Source organism: Micromonospora sp. U56 (assembly GCF_018070095.1).
In the GTDB taxonomy this organism is placed as follows: Bacteria; Actinomycetota; Actinomycetes; order Mycobacteriales; family Micromonosporaceae; genus Micromonospora; species Micromonospora purpureochromogenes.
This window is the reverse complement of record NZ_JAGPYL010000084.1, coordinates 14,517-29,896: the sequence shown is the minus strand read 5'-3', so window position 1 is coordinate 29,896 and position 15,380 is coordinate 14,517. Positions and strand designations below refer to the sequence as shown.

General features: G+C 74.0%; 18 protein-coding genes and 1 pseudogene. 14 read left to right on the top strand and 5 right to left on the bottom strand.

Going from position 1 to position 15,380, the window contains the following annotated elements; all coding sequences use genetic code 11:
* Positions 1-40: 40 nt before the first annotated feature.
* On the bottom strand, positions 41-637 hold the full coding sequence (locus tag KBX37_RS24205) for a TetR/AcrR family transcriptional regulator (RefSeq protein WP_088963501.1): 597 nt from the start codon (positions 635-637) through the stop codon (positions 41-43).
* 206 nt (positions 638-843) lie between these two features.
* Here KBX37_RS24205 and proS point away from each other — a divergent pair, with 206 nt between their 5' ends.
* The 12 genes from proS (at position 844) to KBX37_RS24145 (ending at position 9,107) form a co-directional block, all read left to right on the top strand.
* Positions 844-2,250: a proline--tRNA ligase gene (gene proS / locus KBX37_RS24200; protein ID WP_210778202.1), complete on the top strand. Its 1,407-nt coding sequence runs from the start codon at positions 844-846 to the stop codon at positions 2,248-2,250.
* A gap of 49 nt (positions 2,251-2,299) precedes the next feature.
* Complete coding sequence (locus KBX37_RS24195; RefSeq protein ID WP_210778205.1) at positions 2,300-2,920, top strand: DUF402 domain-containing protein; 621 nt, start codon at positions 2,300-2,302, stop codon at positions 2,918-2,920.
* Positions 2,921-3,159: 239 nt separating this feature from the next.
* Positions 3,160-3,645 carry a 30S ribosomal protein S16 gene (rpsP, locus tag KBX37_RS24190; protein WP_210778201.1) on the top strand — a complete coding sequence of 162 codons (486 nt, stop codon included), beginning with the start codon at positions 3,160-3,162 and terminating at the stop codon, positions 3,643-3,645.
* On the top strand, positions 3,620-3,880 hold the full coding sequence (locus KBX37_RS24185) for an RNA-binding protein (protein WP_172862164.1): 261 nt from the start codon (positions 3,620-3,622) through the stop codon (positions 3,878-3,880). Before rpsP ends, KBX37_RS24185 begins: the two co-directional genes overlap by 26 nt.
* A 2-nt stretch (positions 3,881-3,882) precedes the next feature.
* The gene (rimM, locus tag KBX37_RS24180) at positions 3,883-4,437 is read left to right on the top strand and encodes a ribosome maturation factor RimM (protein WP_210778204.1); all 555 of its coding nucleotides are present in this window, start codon (positions 3,883-3,885) and stop codon (positions 4,435-4,437) included.
* A 16-nt stretch (positions 4,438-4,453) separates the two neighbouring features.
* Positions 4,454-5,242: a tRNA (guanosine(37)-N1)-methyltransferase TrmD gene (gene trmD / locus KBX37_RS24175; RefSeq protein ID WP_210778200.1), complete on the top strand. Its 789-nt coding sequence runs from the start codon at positions 4,454-4,456 to the stop codon at positions 5,240-5,242.
* 143 nt (positions 5,243-5,385) lie between these two features.
* Positions 5,386-5,742: a 50S ribosomal protein L19 gene (gene rplS, locus KBX37_RS24170; protein WP_088991045.1), complete on the top strand. Its 357-nt coding sequence runs from the start codon at positions 5,386-5,388 to the stop codon at positions 5,740-5,742.
* A gap of 190 nt (positions 5,743-5,932) precedes the next feature.
* Positions 5,933-6,814 (top strand): signal peptidase I, encoded by an 882-nt coding sequence (gene lepB, locus KBX37_RS24165; protein ID WP_210778199.1) that lies wholly within the window; start codon positions 5,933-5,935, stop codon positions 6,812-6,814.
* Positions 6,811-7,443, top strand: coding sequence for a signal peptidase I (lepB, locus tag KBX37_RS24160; RefSeq protein WP_210778198.1), 633 nt, complete (start codon positions 6,811-6,813; stop codon positions 7,441-7,443). The genes lepB (KBX37_RS24165) and lepB (KBX37_RS24160) overlap by 4 nt, the downstream gene beginning before the upstream one ends.
* A gap of 61 nt (positions 7,444-7,504) precedes the next feature.
* Positions 7,505-7,981: an NUDIX hydrolase gene (locus tag KBX37_RS24155; protein ID WP_210778197.1), complete on the top strand. Its 477-nt coding sequence runs from the start codon at positions 7,505-7,507 to the stop codon at positions 7,979-7,981.
* Entirely contained in the window at positions 7,975-8,787 is an 813-nt protein-coding gene (locus KBX37_RS24150) for a ribonuclease HII (RefSeq protein WP_210778196.1), read from the top strand. The genes KBX37_RS24155 and KBX37_RS24150 overlap by 7 nt, the downstream gene beginning before the upstream one ends.
* On the top strand, positions 8,784-9,107 hold the full coding sequence (locus KBX37_RS24145) for a DUF2469 domain-containing protein (protein WP_007075222.1): 324 nt from the start codon (positions 8,784-8,786) through the stop codon (positions 9,105-9,107). Before KBX37_RS24150 ends, KBX37_RS24145 begins: the two co-directional genes overlap by 4 nt.
* A 193-nt stretch (positions 9,108-9,300) precedes the next feature.
* Here the strand turns inward: KBX37_RS24145 and KBX37_RS24140 are convergent, their stop codons facing one another.
* Positions 9,301-10,407, bottom strand: a complete 1,107-nt coding sequence (locus KBX37_RS24140; protein ID WP_210778195.1) for a sulfite oxidase — start codon at positions 10,405-10,407, stop codon at positions 9,301-9,303.
* Between the two features lie 251 nt (positions 10,408-10,658).
* On the opposite strand from KBX37_RS24140, the pseudogene KBX37_RS36050 reads away from it, so the two are divergent.
* Positions 10,659-11,312, top strand: a pseudogene (locus tag KBX37_RS36050) (murein hydrolase activator EnvC); the annotation flags it as partial.
* Positions 11,313-11,465: 153 nt separating this feature from the next.
* On the opposite strand, the gene KBX37_RS24130 reads toward KBX37_RS36050, so the two are convergent.
* The 3 genes from KBX37_RS24130 to KBX37_RS24120 form a co-directional block, all read right to left on the bottom strand.
* Positions 11,466-12,647, bottom strand: a complete 1,182-nt coding sequence (locus tag KBX37_RS24130; protein WP_210778193.1) for an aminotransferase class V-fold PLP-dependent enzyme — start codon at positions 12,645-12,647, stop codon at positions 11,466-11,468.
* 170 nt (positions 12,648-12,817) lie between these two features.
* The gene (locus KBX37_RS24125; RefSeq protein WP_210778192.1) at positions 12,818-13,489 is read right to left on the bottom strand and encodes a DUF402 domain-containing protein; all 672 of its coding nucleotides are present in this window, start codon (positions 13,487-13,489) and stop codon (positions 12,818-12,820) included.
* A 117-nt stretch (positions 13,490-13,606) separates the two neighbouring features.
* On the bottom strand, positions 13,607-14,713 hold the full coding sequence (locus KBX37_RS24120) for a tyrosine recombinase XerC (protein WP_210778191.1): 1,107 nt from the start codon (positions 14,711-14,713) through the stop codon (positions 13,607-13,609).
* Positions 14,714-15,038: 325 nt separating this feature from the next.
* Between KBX37_RS24120 and KBX37_RS24115 the strand changes: the two genes are divergently transcribed.
* The gene (locus KBX37_RS24115; RefSeq protein ID WP_210778190.1) at positions 15,039-15,377 is read left to right on the top strand and encodes a hypothetical protein; all 339 of its coding nucleotides are present in this window, start codon (positions 15,039-15,041) and stop codon (positions 15,375-15,377) included.
* The last annotated feature ends 3 nt before the right edge of the window (positions 15,378-15,380 follow it).

Here is a 15,380-nt window from a genome sequence, read left to right as displayed (position 1 = left end):
CACGCCGATCTTGGGGTGGGGAGGGGGAGGGGGATCCGGGTCAGGGGGTTGCGGCCGTGAGGAAGAGGTGGAGGGCTAGGTCGGCCAGGGAGGAGGCGGTCTGGTCGATGGGGGCGCGGGGCAGGACGATGTGGCTGACCACGAGGCGGACGACGGTGTCGGCGGCGAAGGCCAGGGCCGCCGGATCGGCGGCGGGCAGGTGGTCGCCCGCCCAGTCCAGCAGGGCGCCGGAGGCCTCGGTGAGCACCAGTTCGGCGCGGGTGGTCAGGTACGGCAGCAGCGCGTCCGAGCCGCCCCGGGCGCTGGTCAGGATCGCCTTGATCAGCGGGTTGCCGGCCGCCTCGGTCAGCGTGTGCCAGATGGCCGCGTACGCGCCGGCCCGCACGTCGGCGCCGTGCTCGCGCAGGGCCGCGCGGACGTCGGCGACGAACCGGTCCACCTCGCGCCGGGCGAGCGCCTCGGCCAGCCCCGCCTTGCTGCCGAACTCGTTGTAGACGGTCTGCCGGCTCACCCCGGCCGCGGCCGCCACCCCACCCATCCGTACCCCGTCCCAGCCGGACGCGACGGTCTGCGCGCGAGCGGCGTCGACGATCGTGTCGCGCAGCCGCTGCCGGGCGGAATCCCTCAGCTCACCCATGGTGGTCGAAGTCTACGATCGCCGACCCGCCCCGACGTCCGCCCGGCGGGCCCGCGCCCCGCACCACCGGCCCCGGGCCCAGGGCCGCCGGGCCGCGTGGCGACGCGGACGCGGCGCGCCGCCTCCCGGGCGCAGCGGCGGCGCGGACGCGGCGCGCCGCCTCCCGGGCGCAGCGGCGGCGCGGACGCCGCCTAGGATGTGCGGTCATGGCACGCGTGCTCACTCCCCGTGCGGAGGACTTTCCCCGCTGGTACCAGGACCTGATCGCCAAGGCGAAGCTGGCCGACAACGGCCCGGTCCGCGGCACCATGGTCATCCGACCGGCCGGCTACGCCATCTGGGAGCGGATGCAGGCCGAGATGGACGCCCGGATCAAGGCGGCCGGCGCGGAGAACGCGTACTTCCCGCTCTTCATCCCGGAGAGCTACCTGAAGCGCGAGGCCGAGCACGTCGAGGGCTTCTCGCCGGAGCTCGCCGTGGTCACCCACGGTGGCGGCAAGCAGCTCGCCGAGCCGGTGGTGGTGCGCCCCACCAGCGAGACGGTGATCGGCGAGTTCATGGCCAAGTGGATCGACTCGTACCGGGACCTGCCGCTGCTGCTCAACCAGTGGGCCAACGTGGTCCGCTGGGAGCTGCGCCCGCGGATCTTCCTGCGGACCAGCGAGTTCCTCTGGCAGGAGGGGCACACCGCGCACGCCACCCGCGAGGATGCCCGCGCCTACGCGCGGCGGATCCTGCACGAGGCGTACGAGGACCTGATGGTCAACGTGCTCGGCATCCCGGTGGTGGTCGGTCTGAAGACCGCCCGGGAGCGCTTCGCCGGCGCGACCGCCACGTACACCTGCGAAGGCATGATGGGCGACGGCAAGGCCCTCCAGCTCGGCACCAGCCACGAGCTGGGGCAGAACTTCGCCAAGGCCTTCGACATCAGCTACTCCTCCGCCGAGGGCGGCCGGGAGCACGCCTGGACGACCTCCTGGGGCACCTCGACCCGGATGCTCGGCGGCCTGATCATGGCCCACGGCGACGACAACGGCCTGCGGGTGCCGCCGAAGCTGGCGCCGGTCCAGGCGTACGTGATGATCGTCAAGGACGGCGAGGGCGTCGCCGAGGCGGCGGCCAAGCTCCGCGACGGCCTGCGGGACGCCGGCGTCCGGGTCGCGCTCGACGACCGCACCGACACCGCGTTCGGCCGCCGGGCCGTCGACGCCGAGCTGCGCGGCTATCCGGTACGCGTCGAGGTCGGCCCCCGCGACCTGGCCGCCGGCAACGCGGTCGTGGTCCGGCGTACGAACGGCTCGAAGGCCCCCACCCCGGTCGCGGACGTGGTCGGCGCGGTGCTGGCCGCCCTCGAGGCCGACCAGCGGGTGCTGCACGACCAGGCCCTCGCGCACCGCGAGTCCCGCACCGTCGAGGTGTCGACGCTGGCCGAGGCGATCGAGGCGGCGGCCACCGGCTGGGCCAAGGTGCCGTGGTCGGCGGTCGGCGTGGCGGGTGAGGCCGAGGCGAACGGTCAGGGCGTCACCGTGCGCTGCCTGCTCCGCGCCGACGGCTCGGTGCCCGACTCGGAGGACGAGTCGGACCTGGTCGCCATCCTCGCCCGCGCCTACTGACGTGCGCCCGGACGGTCCCGCCGACCGGTTCGCGCCGGGTCGTCTGATCATGCACCGCAACGTGCGGCACGGCCGGATCGGCTGGGTCCGGCCGGGCCGGGTGGTCAGCGACGACGAGCGCGGACTGCTGATCTGGATCGCCCGGGACACCCCGGTCGCCCACGAGGTCACCGAGGCCGGCCTGGGGATGCGGGCGATGCCCTTCGCCGAGTGGATCTCCTCGTCGTACCGGCTGGCGCGCGGCCGGTGGAGCGGCCCGCCGCTGCTGAAGTTCCTGCCCACCGGGGCGGCCCACTCGGTCTGGTGGTTCTCCGACGCGCGGGGCCGGTTCGCCAACTGGTACGTCAACCTGGAGGAGCCGGGCGTCCGCTGGGACGACGGCCAGGTCGCCGGGGTCGACGTGGTGGACCAGGACCTCGACGTGGTGGTGTACCCGGACCACAGTTGGCGGTGGAAGGACGAGGAGGAGTTCGCCGAGCGGCTCGCCTTCGGAGACGACTACTGGGTGGCCGACGAGGCGGCGGTACGGGCCGAGGGGGAGCGGGTGATCGCCCGGGCCGAGGCGGGGGTATTCCCGTTCGACGGCACCTGGTGCGACTTCGTCCCGCCGCCGGACTGGGACGTACCCGACGGACTGCCGCCCGGCTGGGACCGTCCGCCGGTCCGCTGACCGTGTTCCGCGTCACCGCCCGCGCCGTGTCGGGTGACGTGTCCGGGTCCGGTGTGAGAGATCGGCACCCGATCTGGCAGAATGGGTCGCTGGTATCCGGCGCGCGTCCGGCGCCCTCTAACCCGGGCGTGTCGCCAGTCCACCGAGCTGTCTCCGGCCCAACCCCACTGTGCCGGTCGGCGCTCACCCGTGCACCGCCCGTACCGGGCCGGTGAGATCGCAACAGGAGCGAAACAACTGTGGCCGTAAAGATCCGGCTCCTGCGGATGGGCAAGATCCGCAACCCGCAGTACCGCATCGTCATCGCCGACTCGCGCACCAAGCGCGACGGTCGCGCGATCGAGTTCGTCGGCGTGTACCAGCCGAAGGAAGACCCTTCGGTGATCGAGGTCAAGTCGGACCGGGTCCAGTACTGGCTCTCCGTCGGCGCGCAGCCGAGCGAGGCGGTGCAGCGTCTGCTGGAACTGACCGGTGACTGGCAGAAGTTCAAGGGCCTGCCGGCCCCGCCGCCGCTGAAGGTCGCCCCCGAGCGTGCCGACCGCAAGGCGGCGTACGAGGCCGAGGCGAAGGCCGCCGCCGGCCTGGCTCCGGAGACCCCGGCCAAGCCGGCCAAGAGGGCCGCCAAGGCCGAGGCTCCGAAGACCGAAGCTCCGGCCGAGGCGCCGAAGACCGAGGCTCCGGCCCCGGCCCCGGCCGCTGCTGCCGACGCCGGTGAGCAGGCCTGACATGCCGCTGCGTCCCGCGCTGGAGCACCTGGTCAAGGGCATCGTGGACCACCCGGACGACGTGCGTGTCCGGATGGTCGACTCCCGTCGGGGCAAGCGGCTCGAGGTCCGCGTGCACCCCGAGGACCTCGGCACCGTGATCGGGCGGTCCGGCCGGACCGCCAAGGCACTGCGCCAGGTGATCGGCTCCATCGGTGGACGCGGAGTACGCGTCGACATCGTCGACTCGTACTGATGCTGCTCATCGTCGGCAGGATCGGCAAACCGCACGGCATCCGCGGTGAGGTCACCGTGGAGGTGCGGACCGACGAGCCCGAAGCGCGTTTCGCCCCCGGCACGGTTCTTCGGACCGAGCCGGGGGCGGCCGCCCCGGCCAACCCCGCCCCCGGCCCCGGAGTGCCCTTCACGGTCCCGGCCGAGCTGACCATCGAGGCGGCCCGCTGGCACCAGGGCCGGATGCTGGTCGCCTTCGAGGGCATTCTCGACCGCGAGGTCGCCGAGGCGCTGCGCGGCACCCTGCTCGGCGTGGACAGCGCCGACGTCGCGCCGCCGGAGGACCCCGAGGAGTTCCACGACCATCAGCTGGTCGGTCTCGCCGTGGTCACCCCGGCCGGCGAGCACCTGGGCGAGGTGGCCCGGATCGACCACGCCCCCGCCTCGGACCTGCTGGTCCTGCGTCGCCCCGAGGGGCGTACCGCGCTGATCCCCTTCGTCCAGGCGATCGTCCCCGAGGTCGATCTCGCCGGCGGTCGCGTCGTGGTCGACCCGCCGGCCGGTCTGCTCGACCTCTGAGACCGGAGCCACCCCCATGCGCGTCGACGTCGTGTCGATCTTCCCGGAGTACTTCGCCCCGCTGGACCTGTCGCTGATCGGCCGGGCCCGGGAGAACGGGACGCTGCGGCTGGCCGTACACGATCTGCGGAGCTGGACCCACGACGTGCACCGCACGGTCGACGACACGCCCTACGGCGGTGGCCCGGGCATGGTCATGCGGCCGGAGCCCTGGGGCGAGGCGCTCGACGCCCTCGCCCCCGACGAGCTCAGCCCCGACGGGCACACCCTGCCCCGGCTCCTGGTGCCGTCGCCAGCCGGCGTCCGGTTCACCCAGGCCATGGCCCACGAGCTGGCCGCCGAGTCGCACCTGCTCTTCGCCTGCGGCCGGTACGAGGGCATCGACCAGCGGGTGCTGGAACACGCCGCCACCCGGATGCGGGTCACCGAGGTCTCCCTCGGCGACTACGTGCTCTTCGGCGGCGAGGTGGCGGTGCTGGTGATCCTGGAGGCGGTCACCCGACTGCTGCCCGGGGTGCTCGGCAACGCCGGCTCGCTGGACGAGGAGTCACACGCGCACGGGCTGCTGGAGGCCCCGATGTACACCAAGCCCGCGGCCTGGCGCGGGCACGAGGTGCCGGAGGTGCTCCGCTCCGGCGACCACGGGCGGATCGCCCGGTGGCGGCGCGACGAGGCGCTGGCCCGCACCGCCGCCCGGCGGCCCGACATGATCGGCGCGCTGCCTCCGGAGAGCCTGGACAAACGGGACGTCGCCGCGTTGGACCGGGCCGGATTTCAGCTGCCGCCGGGGGATGTGGCAAAGTAGGGGGGTTGCCGCATCCACCCGCGCCCGCGGGCGGCTGCGAGGATCCTCGACCGGGGTCGGCCCGCCGACCACCACCCGGGGATCAGAATCACCCATCCGCGCACCGAGTGACGGTGCGCCGTGAGCCTCACGAGGACGCAGCGATGAACATCCTGGACGCCCTTGACGCCCAGTCGAAGCGGACCGACCTCCCCGACTTCCGCGCCGGTGACACCGTCAAGGTGCACGCGCGGGTCGTCGAGGGCAACCGGTCCCGTGTCCAGATCTTCCAGGGCGTCGTCATCCGCCGCCAGGGTGACGGTCTGCGCGAGACCTTCTCGGTCCGCAAGGTCAGCTTCGGTGTCGGCGTGGAGCGGACGTACCCGCTCAACGGCCCGGGCATCGACCGGATCGAGGTCGTGACCCGCGGTGCCGTGCGTCGCGCCAAGCTCTACTACCTGCGCGAGCTGCGCGGCAAGAAGGCCAAGATCAAGGAGAAGCGGGAGAAGCAGCCCAGCTGACTTCCCGCTCGCCACGCCGCTTGAGCTGCGCGGGTGTCGTATCGACCAGATCCCATTACCCTGGTCGTACGGGCGCAGCGGGGCAGCGACGCCGCGACGCTGGTCACGGCGTGCGAATGTCCACTACCGCCCGTGGGGCCTCGACGAGGCTCCCGGGCGGTAGTGTCGTTTCCGCGGACCGGGGAGTGGCGTGGTGCAGGTGCTTGACGAGGACGGCACAGTCGATCCGTGGCGCCGGCGGACCCGGCGCACCCGTCGGCAGATGCCGCTCTGGCAGGAGCTCCCGCTGCTGCTGGTGGTCGCCTTCTGTCTGGCCGTGCTGATCCGCACCTTCCTGCTCCAGGCCTTCTTCATCCCCTCCGGCTCGATGGAGGACACCCTCCTCATCGGCGACCGGGTGCTGGTCAACAAGGTCGTCTACGACGTGCGCGACCCGGTGCGCGGCGAGGTCGTGGTCTTCCGGGGCACCGACCGGTGGGTCCCGCAGGAGGTCCAGGAGCCCGAGCCCGGCTTCGCCGACAAGGTCGGGCGGACGTTCGGCGACCTGGTCGGGGTCAGCCGCCCGGGCGAGAAGGACTTCATCAAGCGGGTCATCGGCGTACCCGGCGACCGGGTGAAGTGCTGTGACGACCAGGGGCGCGTGCTGGTCAACGGCACCCCCCTGGACGAGCCGTACGTGATCCGCAACTCGCCGCTGGACGTGCCGCCCAACGCCCGCGAGTGCCGGTCCCGGCGCTTCGAGGAGGTGGTCGTGCCGCCCGGCCAGATCTTCGTGATGGGCGACCACCGACTGGTCTCGCAGGACGCCCGCTGCCAGGGCCCGGTGCCGATCGACAACGTGGTCGGCCGGGCGTTCATGGTGGTCTGGCCGTCCCAGCGGTGGACCTCGTTGCCGGTGCCGGAGACCTTCGACGAGCTCTCCCGGCCGGCCGCCGCCCCGGCCGCCCCGCCACCGGCCGAACCGACCCCGGTGGGCGGTGTCGCTCTCGTCCTCCCGGCGGTGACCCTGATGTCCGTTGTCGCGCGTTCCGGACGATCGGCCCGTGCCAGGGGACGTAGGCTCCACCCGTGATTGACGAGCAGACCGACAAGCCCCGCAGTTCCTTCTGGAAGGAGCTGCCCATCCTCCTGGGCGTGGCGATCCTGGTGGCGGTGCTGGTCCGCTACTTCGTGTTGCAGACCTTCTTCATCCCGTCCCCGTCGATGGAGAACACCCTCCAGATCGACGATCGGGTGCTGGTCAACAAGTTGGTCTACGACTTCCGGTCACCGCACCGCGGCGAGGTCGTCGTCTTCAAGGCGCCGACCGAGTGGAGCGGCAACCCCGACGGCGAGGACTTCATCAAGCGGGTGATCGGCGTCGGCGGCGATCACGTGGTCTGCTGCGACGACGACAAGCTGGTGATCAACGGCAAGCCGCTCTACGAGCCGTACATCTTCTCGGCCAACGGCGAGCGGGACAAGCCGGCCGACCAGGAGTTCGACATCACCGTGCCGCAGGGGCGACTCTGGGTGATGGGCGACCACCGCTCCGCCTCCGGCGACTCGCTGGAGCACTGGCAGCAGTCCGGTCGGAACATCGACAGCGCCACCATCCCCGAGGACCAGGTCGTCGGGCGGGCCTTCACCGTGTTCTGGCCAGTGGACCGGGCCACCTGGCTCACCGTACCCGAGCAGTTCGACGCCATCCCCAGCCCGTAGCGGACCCGCGGCCCGGCCCCGGGCGTGGCAGTTCGTCACCGGCGTCTGGCAGGCTGGGGCGGTGACCGTCTACACCCCTCGCCGCGCGGCCCGGGTGCTGCTCGTCGACGCGGGCGGCCGGGTGCTGCTGTTCAGCGGCTGGGACCCGTCCCGTCCCGAGCACCGGTACTGGTTCACCCCCGGCGGCGGGCTGGACCCGGGGGAGACGCCCGCCCAGGGCGCCGCCCGGGAGTTGGCCGAGGAGACCGGGCTGCGGCTGGACCCGGGCGAGCTGGGCGCGCCGGTCTGGTCCGAGACGGTCGAGTTCCCCTTCGACGGCGTCTGGTACCGGCAGGAGCAGGAGTTCTTCCTGGTCCGGGTGGCGGGCTGGGAGGTGGACACCACGGGCTTCACCGACATCGAGCGGGCCAGCGTCTCCGGGCACCGCTGGTGGTCGGTCGACGAGCTGACCGCGACCGGCGACCGCTATTACCCGGAGGACCTGCCCGCCGTGCTGACCCGGGCCCTGACCGACCCGAGCGGGGGCGCGCCGTGCTGACGCCCCCGCGCACGGTGGTGCGCCGCGAAGGTGGGCTCTACGCCCTGGAACGGGCCCTGCAACGGCGCGGCTTCCGGCACGTCGCCGGCGCCGACGAGGCCGGCCGGGGCGCCTGCGCCGGGCCGCTGGTCGCCGCCGCCGCGGTGCTGCCCGAGGGGCGGCGCGGTGAGATCGACGGGCTGGCCGACTCCAAGCTGCTCACCCCGGCCAGCCGGGAGCGGGTGTACGAGGAGGTCGTCGCCCGCGCCCTGGCGTACGCGGTGGTGATCATCCCGGCCGAGGAGGTCGACGCCCGGGGCCTGCACGTGTGCAACGTCGCGGCGATGCGCCGGGCGCTGGCGTCGCTGACCACCCGGCCGGAGTACGTGCTGACCGACGGCTTCGGCGTGGACGGGCTGGACGTCCCGGGGCTGGCGGTGTGGAAGGGCGACCGGGTGGCGGCCTGCGTGGCGGCGGCCAGCGTGCTGGCCAAGGTCACCCGGGACCGGCTGATGGTGGAGCTGGACGGGCGGTACCCGGGCTACGGCTTCGCCGAGCACAAGGGGTACATCACGCCCGAGCACAGCGAGGCGCTGCGCGAGCGCGGCCCCTGCGTGGAGCACCGGTTCTCGTACGTCAACGTGGCCGCCGTGTCCGGCCGCGCCGGCCGTCCGCCGCGGTCCCGACGGCCCGTCATCGGGCCCGCGTCCGAGCCGATGGAGCGCTTCGACGCGTCAGGGGGTACCGTCGGCGTGGCGTTGGGCGAGCAGCCTCGGCCTCCGGCGCCGGTGGGGGAAGATGTGGTCATGGAAGGCGGAGTGCGATGAGCGCGGAAGATCTCGAGAAGTACGAGACCGAGATGGAGCTGCAGCTCTACCGGGAGTACCGCGACATTGTCCGCCAGTTCTCCTACGTGGTGGAGACGGAACGCCGCTTCTACCTCGCCAACCAGGTCGACCTGCACGTGCGCAACTCCGACGGCGAGGTCTACTTCGAGGTCGAGATGCACGACGCCTGGGTGTGGGACATGTACCGCCCTGCCCGCTTCGTGAAGAACGTCCGGGTGATGACCTTCAAGGACGTCAACGTCGAGGAGCTGGAGAAGCCTGACATCTCCCTCCCCGCCGACTCCGGCTTCGGCGGCTGACGCACCGCTCTTCCCACCGGCATCCCCCACCCGCCGGCCCGCGCGACCTCTTCCCCCGACCTGCCGCCTGCCTTGCTGACGCGTGCTTTCCGGATTCCGCCCGCCACGGCTGCCCGCGTCGCCCCCGGCAGTGCCGTCTGCGTCCGGCGGCACTGCCGTGGCGTGGCGGTCACCGGGCGGGCCGCCTCGCGGGTCAGTCCGCGAGGACCGCGACCTCGACCCGCTGGACCAGGTTGTTGGCGAACCCGCCCCGGTTCCACGGCTGCTCGACCGGTTGGGTCCGCCCCGACGCGTCGGTGGCCCGGGCGCCGAGGACGTACCGGCCCGGCTGCGGCGACCACTCGTACCGCCAGCGCCGCCAGGACCAGTCCCCGCCGCGCGGCGGGTCCACAATGGCCGCTGCCCAGGTCGCCCCGCCGTCGGTGGTCACCTCCACCGAGGTGATCGGCGCGTGCCCGGACCAGGCCCGACCGTCCACCGTGCACGGCCCGGGACGCAGCACCCGGGTGCGGGTCATGAAGTCCGGGAACCCCGGCGGGCGGACCAGGGCGCGCGGCTCGATCCGGGTCACCGGCTCGCCCGGGTCGTCGGCGTCCCGGCGCAGCCGGTAGGCCACCGCGTTCTGGTAGCCGTCGAACTCCTCGGTCAGCACGGTGATGCCGCGCAGCCACTTCACGTGCGCCATGCCGTACCAGCCGGGCACGATCAGCCGCAGCGGCGCGCCGTGCTGCGGCAGCAGGGGAGCGCCGTTCATCTCGTACGCCAGCAGCACCTCCTCCCGCAGCGCGTCGGCGACCGGGAGGGCCCGCTGGTAGTCCTGCTCGACACCGCGTTCGACGCCGTGGTCGGCCCCGGTGAAGACGACGTCGACCGCCTCGGGCGCGATGCCGGCCTCACGCAGCAGCGGCGCGAGCGGCGTGCCGGTCCACTCGGCGTTGCCGACCGCCTCCACCAGCCAGGGCTGGCTGACCGGACGCGGGTGCAGCAGCGCCCGGCCGTTGCCGGCGCACTCCAGCGTCACCTGCCGGGTCACCCGGGGGCGCGAGCGCAGCTCGTCCAGCCCGAGGATGAGCGGCAGGCGTACCGCCCCGTCGACGGTCAGCGCGTGGCCGGCCGGGTCGACGTCCGGGATGTCGTAGTGGATCAGCAGATAGTGCAGGCCGGCCGGGGTGACGTCGTAGCGCAACGCCTCCAGCGGGATGCCGTGGTTGCGGGCGGCCAGTTGCAGCTCCTCGGCGCTGATCGCCTCGTCCGGCCCGGCCACCCGGGAGGGGCGGCTCACCTCGTCCACGCTGGTCACGGCGGCCTCCCCGGTGTCTGCCCTCGGCGCGTGGGCCCAGCCTAGTCGTCGCGCCGCTCCACCGGTCCGGTGCCGGCGCGGCTCGCGGCCGCGTCCCCCGCGCACGCCGGTCGGGTGCCGGCGCGGCTGGCGCTGCCCCCGTCGCCTAGCAGATCGACTCGATTGGTGGGCGTTGTCCACAGGGCGGCCCGTCGTCCACAGCGGACGCGCTGTCCGGGTCGGCCGGTGGTCGATGGGGGCATGCTGCGGACATGCGGAGAGCAGTGCGGGCGGTGACGGTGTGGTGGGCGATCCTGCTGGTCCTCGGCCCGCCGGGCGCCGTCGCCGCGGCGGCCCCCGGATCGGGGGCGGACCGGCCGGGCGGTGCCCGGCCCGTCGCCCCGCCGGCCGCCACAGTCACCCGTGCCGCGTGGCCCGTCCCGTCCGGACCAGCGGTCGACCGCCGACCGCCCGCGAAAGTCGCGGCGGCGCGGGCCGCCCTCGGCGCGGCGGCCGGTACGCCGGCCTTCCGGTGGCCGCTCGACGGCACGCCCCGCCCGGTGCGGCGCTTCGACCCGCCGCCCCGACCGTGGCTGCCCGGTCATCGCGGGGTCGACCTGGCCGGCGCCTCGGGGGCGACCGTGCGCGCGGCCGGCGCCGGGACGGTGCTCTTCGCGGGCGTGGTCGCCGGCCGGCCGGTGGTCACCGTGGGGCACGCGGCGGGCCTGCGGACCACCTACGAGCCGGTCCGACCCGAGGTACGCCCCGGCGACCCGGTCCGGCCCGGCGCGCCACTCGGCGTGCTGCTGGCCGGGCACCCCGGCTGTCCCAGCCCGGCCTGCCTGCACTGGGGGTTGCGGCGCGGTGCGGACTACCTCGACCCGCTGGCGCTGCTCGGGCTCGGGCCGGTCCGGCTGCTCCCGGTGCGCGACCCGAGCGGCCCGCTCAGCGCGCGAATCGCGAGCGGCCCGTTGACCGAGCGGACGGCGAGCGGCCCGCTCACCGAGCGGACGGCGAGTGGTGCACTCGCCGAGCGGACGGCGAGGGCCGCCTGCCGGTGTGGTCGGCGCGGGCCGGGGTCAGGGCCGGGCGAGCAGCGGGGGCAGCCGGACCGCCAGCCGTTCGTACTCCTCGGCGGAGTTGTAGACCTGCGCGCAGAGCCGTAGCCAGCCCCGACCGTCCCAGGCCATCACCGCCACCTCGGCGGCGAGCCGCTCGGCGATCCGGCCGTCCAGAGCCCGCGCGGTGTCGATGGTGGTGGCCACGCCCGGCGGCAGCGGCACGATCCGCATGGCGACCGCCGGTCCACCCGGGTCCGGCAGGTCGGCCGGTGCCACCCCGAGGGCGTCCCCGACCACCCGTTGCCCGTACGCGGCCAGCGCCGCGTTGTGCGCCCGCACCCGGTCCAGGCCGAGGCTGCGTAGCGCGTAGAGCCCGACCGGGGCGCTCAACCAGCCCGTGTAGTCGAGGGTCGCCTGCCACTCCACGTTGCCGGGGAAGCCGGCGCCCTGCTCCCAGGAGACCACCAGCGGCTCGATCCGCTCCCGCCACGGCGGGGCGACCACCAGCACGGCGGTGCCCCGCGGGGCGAACGCCCACTTGTGCAGGTTGCCCACCCAGAAGTCCGCGCCGACGGCGCCGACGTCGACCGGCAGCATGCCGGGCACGTGCGCCCCGTCCACCAGCACCGGTACGCCCCGTTCCCGGGCCACCTGCACCACGGCCGCGACCGGGAAGAGGCGGGCGGTGGGCGAGGTGAGCTGGTCGACGACGAGCAGTCGGGTCCGCCCGGGTCGCAGACCGGTCCGGACGATCTCGACGATCTCCTCGTCGGTGGCGGTCAGCGGCACCCGCAGCGCCCGGGTGCCCGCCCCGGTACGACGGCACTCCCGCTCGATGCTGAAGCCGACCGCGCCGTACCCGTGATCGGTGGTGAGCACCTCGTCGCCGGCCCGCAGGCCGAGGGACTGCAGGACCAGCGCGACGCCGGTGGTGGCGTTGCCGACCAGCGCCGTACCGTCCGGATCGGCGCCCAGGAAGGTGGCCAGGTGCCGCCGGGTGTGGCCGATCCGCTCGGCCAGCCCCTGGGTGAAGAAGCGCAGCGGGTTGGACTCCATCTCGTCGCGCAACCGCTGCTGCGCCCGCTGCACGCTGATCGGTACCGCGCCGAACGCGCCGTGGTTGAGGTAGCTGACCGCCGGGTCGAGCGAGAAGAGCAGTCGGGCCCCGGGAAGCGGCTCGGGCGGCCGGGCGACGGTCACGCGGTGATCATATCCGTCGACAAGCGCGGCGGGTTTCATCCCGGGAAGCACCGGCGATCGTGGTCACGCCCTTCGAAGCATCGAAGATGACGGCCGGTGGGCAGCCGCGAGGCGCACCAGGTGACCACACCGCAGACATGACGCCGGCTGGTGGCCTCCCGGCCGAGCCATCAGTGTGGCGCGTAGAAGCTGTCGTCCCACACCTGGCAACCGTCCGCCGGGACATCCCACCAGTGGGGTAGGGGCGCCGGGGGCCACCCGGGTTCGGGCTGGAAGTCCTGCCACGTCCCATCGAAGGGGTACTGCCGGCTGACGGCCCGGGCGAGGAGAAGCTCGCCTTCTTCGCGGATACGTAGAGCCGTGGCGGTATCCCAGAACAGAGGATCGTCTGTCTGGGCAGCGAACTCGTCCTCGTCCTTCCAGGTCCAGCGGCCGTCCGACGTGATGAGGAGGTCCAACGCGTGATCTTCGACATCCACGCCTCCGCGCCAGCGACGCATCGGTGCTTCGAGGTTGACGTACCAGCCGGCGAAGTCTCCGTTCGTGGTCCAGGACCACCACACCGAGTGCGCCGCGCCGGGAGGCATCACCATCAGCGTGCGGTATGGACCCCAGGCCCCCGGTGCGAGGAGGGTCGGCGCCGTCAACTCTGCACGGATCGGCAGGGCACGGGTGGGAGTGCCCTCCAGGTCTGTACGTCGCATGGTGGCTGCGCCCACGTCGACCCACAACGCCAGCCCACGGTCGTCATCGGCCACGACCCGGCCCGCCTGCACAGCGCCGATGCGTCCATCCGGATGCATGCCGCGCCGCACGATCAACTGTCCCCTCCCGTAGCGCATCCCGGCAGCGTAGGGGCCTGCCGCGCTGTCCGGGACCGCAGCATGGCGGGTGGAGACGCGCCGTCACTGCGACGTCTTCGGACGTGGGACTCGGCGCAATGGGCATGCGCGGGTGGGTCAGGCGCGCGGGTGTGCCTGCCGGTACGCGGCGCGCAGCCGCTCGACCGAGACGTGCGTGTAGATCTGGGTGCTGCCGAGCGAGGAGTGGCCGAGCAGTTCCTGCACGGCGCGCAGGTCCGCGCCGCCCTCCAGCAGGTGCGTCGCCGCCGAGTGCCGCAGTCCGTGCGGGCTGACCCGGGGCAGGCCGAGGGACTCGGCGTACCCGGCCACGATCCGGCGGGCCGTCGTCGGGTTCAGCCGCCCGCCGCGCGCGCCGAGCAGCAGCGCCTCCCCGGAGCCGGGCACCGCCAGGGCGGGCCGCCCGGAGCGCAGCCAGTCGTCGATCGCCCGCTGGGCCGGCACCCCGTACGGCACCGAGCGTTCCCGGCCGCCCTTGCCGAGGACCCGGATCACCCGGCGGCCGTGGTCCACGTCGGCGACGTCCAACCCGCACGCCTCGCTGACCCGTACCCCGGTGCCGTAGAGCAGTTCCAGCAGGACCCGGTCGCGTAGTCGCACCGGTTCGTCCTCGGGGCGGGCGGGGTCGGCTGGCCCGTCCTGCCGGCTGGTCCCGGGGGGCGAGTAGTCCCGGCGTCCGTCCGCGTCGGGCCCGGCCGGGTCGGGGCCGGTCGCCGCGTCGGGGCGGGCGCCGGCGGCGGGCTCGGTCGCTTCGGCGGGCCGGGTGGCGGAGGGACGCCGATCGGGTGCCTCGACGAGGGCGGCGGCCTGGTCGGCCCGGAGCACGGTGGGCAGGTCGCGGTGGGCCCGAGGGCTGGACAGCGGAGCCGCCACGTCGGTGGGGAGCACGCCCGCGCGGTGCGCCCAGGCGCTGAAGGTGCGCGCCGCCGCCGCCCGCCGGGCCAGTGACGTCCGGGCCGCACCCACGGTGCGCTGCCGGGCCAGCCAGCTGCGCAGCACCGTCAGGTCCAGCTCGGCGGGTGCGGAGCAACCCATCCGTACCGCGTGGTCGAGCAGCGAGACCACATCGGCCACGTACGCCCGCACGGTGTGCGCGGACCGGTTGCGCACCCGGGCCAGGTGGTCGGCGAAGTCGTCCACGGCCTCCCGCATGGCCGGTGGCAGCGCCTCGTGGGTGGCCCGGGTGGCCCGCGTGCCGCCGGTCATCGCCCCGCCCGTGCCGTCGACGGGCAGGCTGGAGCGGGGAGGCGTGGCACTGTATGACGTCCGCCTGGCATGGGCTCAGCGTAGGCGCGTGCGGGGCGGTCGGCAGAGGGCTGCGCATCGACACGACGCTGAGCGAGGACGCCCACCGGCCCAGCCGTTCCGTCCCAGGGGTGCGGCGTGGACAAAGTAGACCTGACCTTGCGTGGCGGCGCGCCGTCGGTGCTGGCCGGTGGTGGCGTGGACGGGGAGACTGGAGGCAGGGACGGCGCGTGCGCCGTCGCCCGGTTGCCTCGGCGGGGACGCCGACGGGAGGAGGGGACCGCTCATGGGCCTGGACGTCGTCCTCTACCGGCTGGTTCGTGGCGGCCCGGGCCGTCGGCCGTCCTCGGTCGCGGCGCAGGTGGTGCCCGACCCCGACGACCTGCTGCTCGACCTGCTGAAGCGGGGGCGGGGCGGCGGACGCACGCCGACGCTGGACCGGGTCGACCCGCTCGGTGAGCTGGTGGTCGGGGCGGAGCGGGCACCCCAGCTCCTGACCGAACTGGACTGCCTGGTCGAGGCCGCCCGCACTCCGGCCGAGACCGCGCAGGTGCGGCGGGTCGCGGTGCTGGTCCGCCGGTGCGTACGCGAGCGTGACCTGGAGATCCGGTTCGAGGGGGACTGAGCC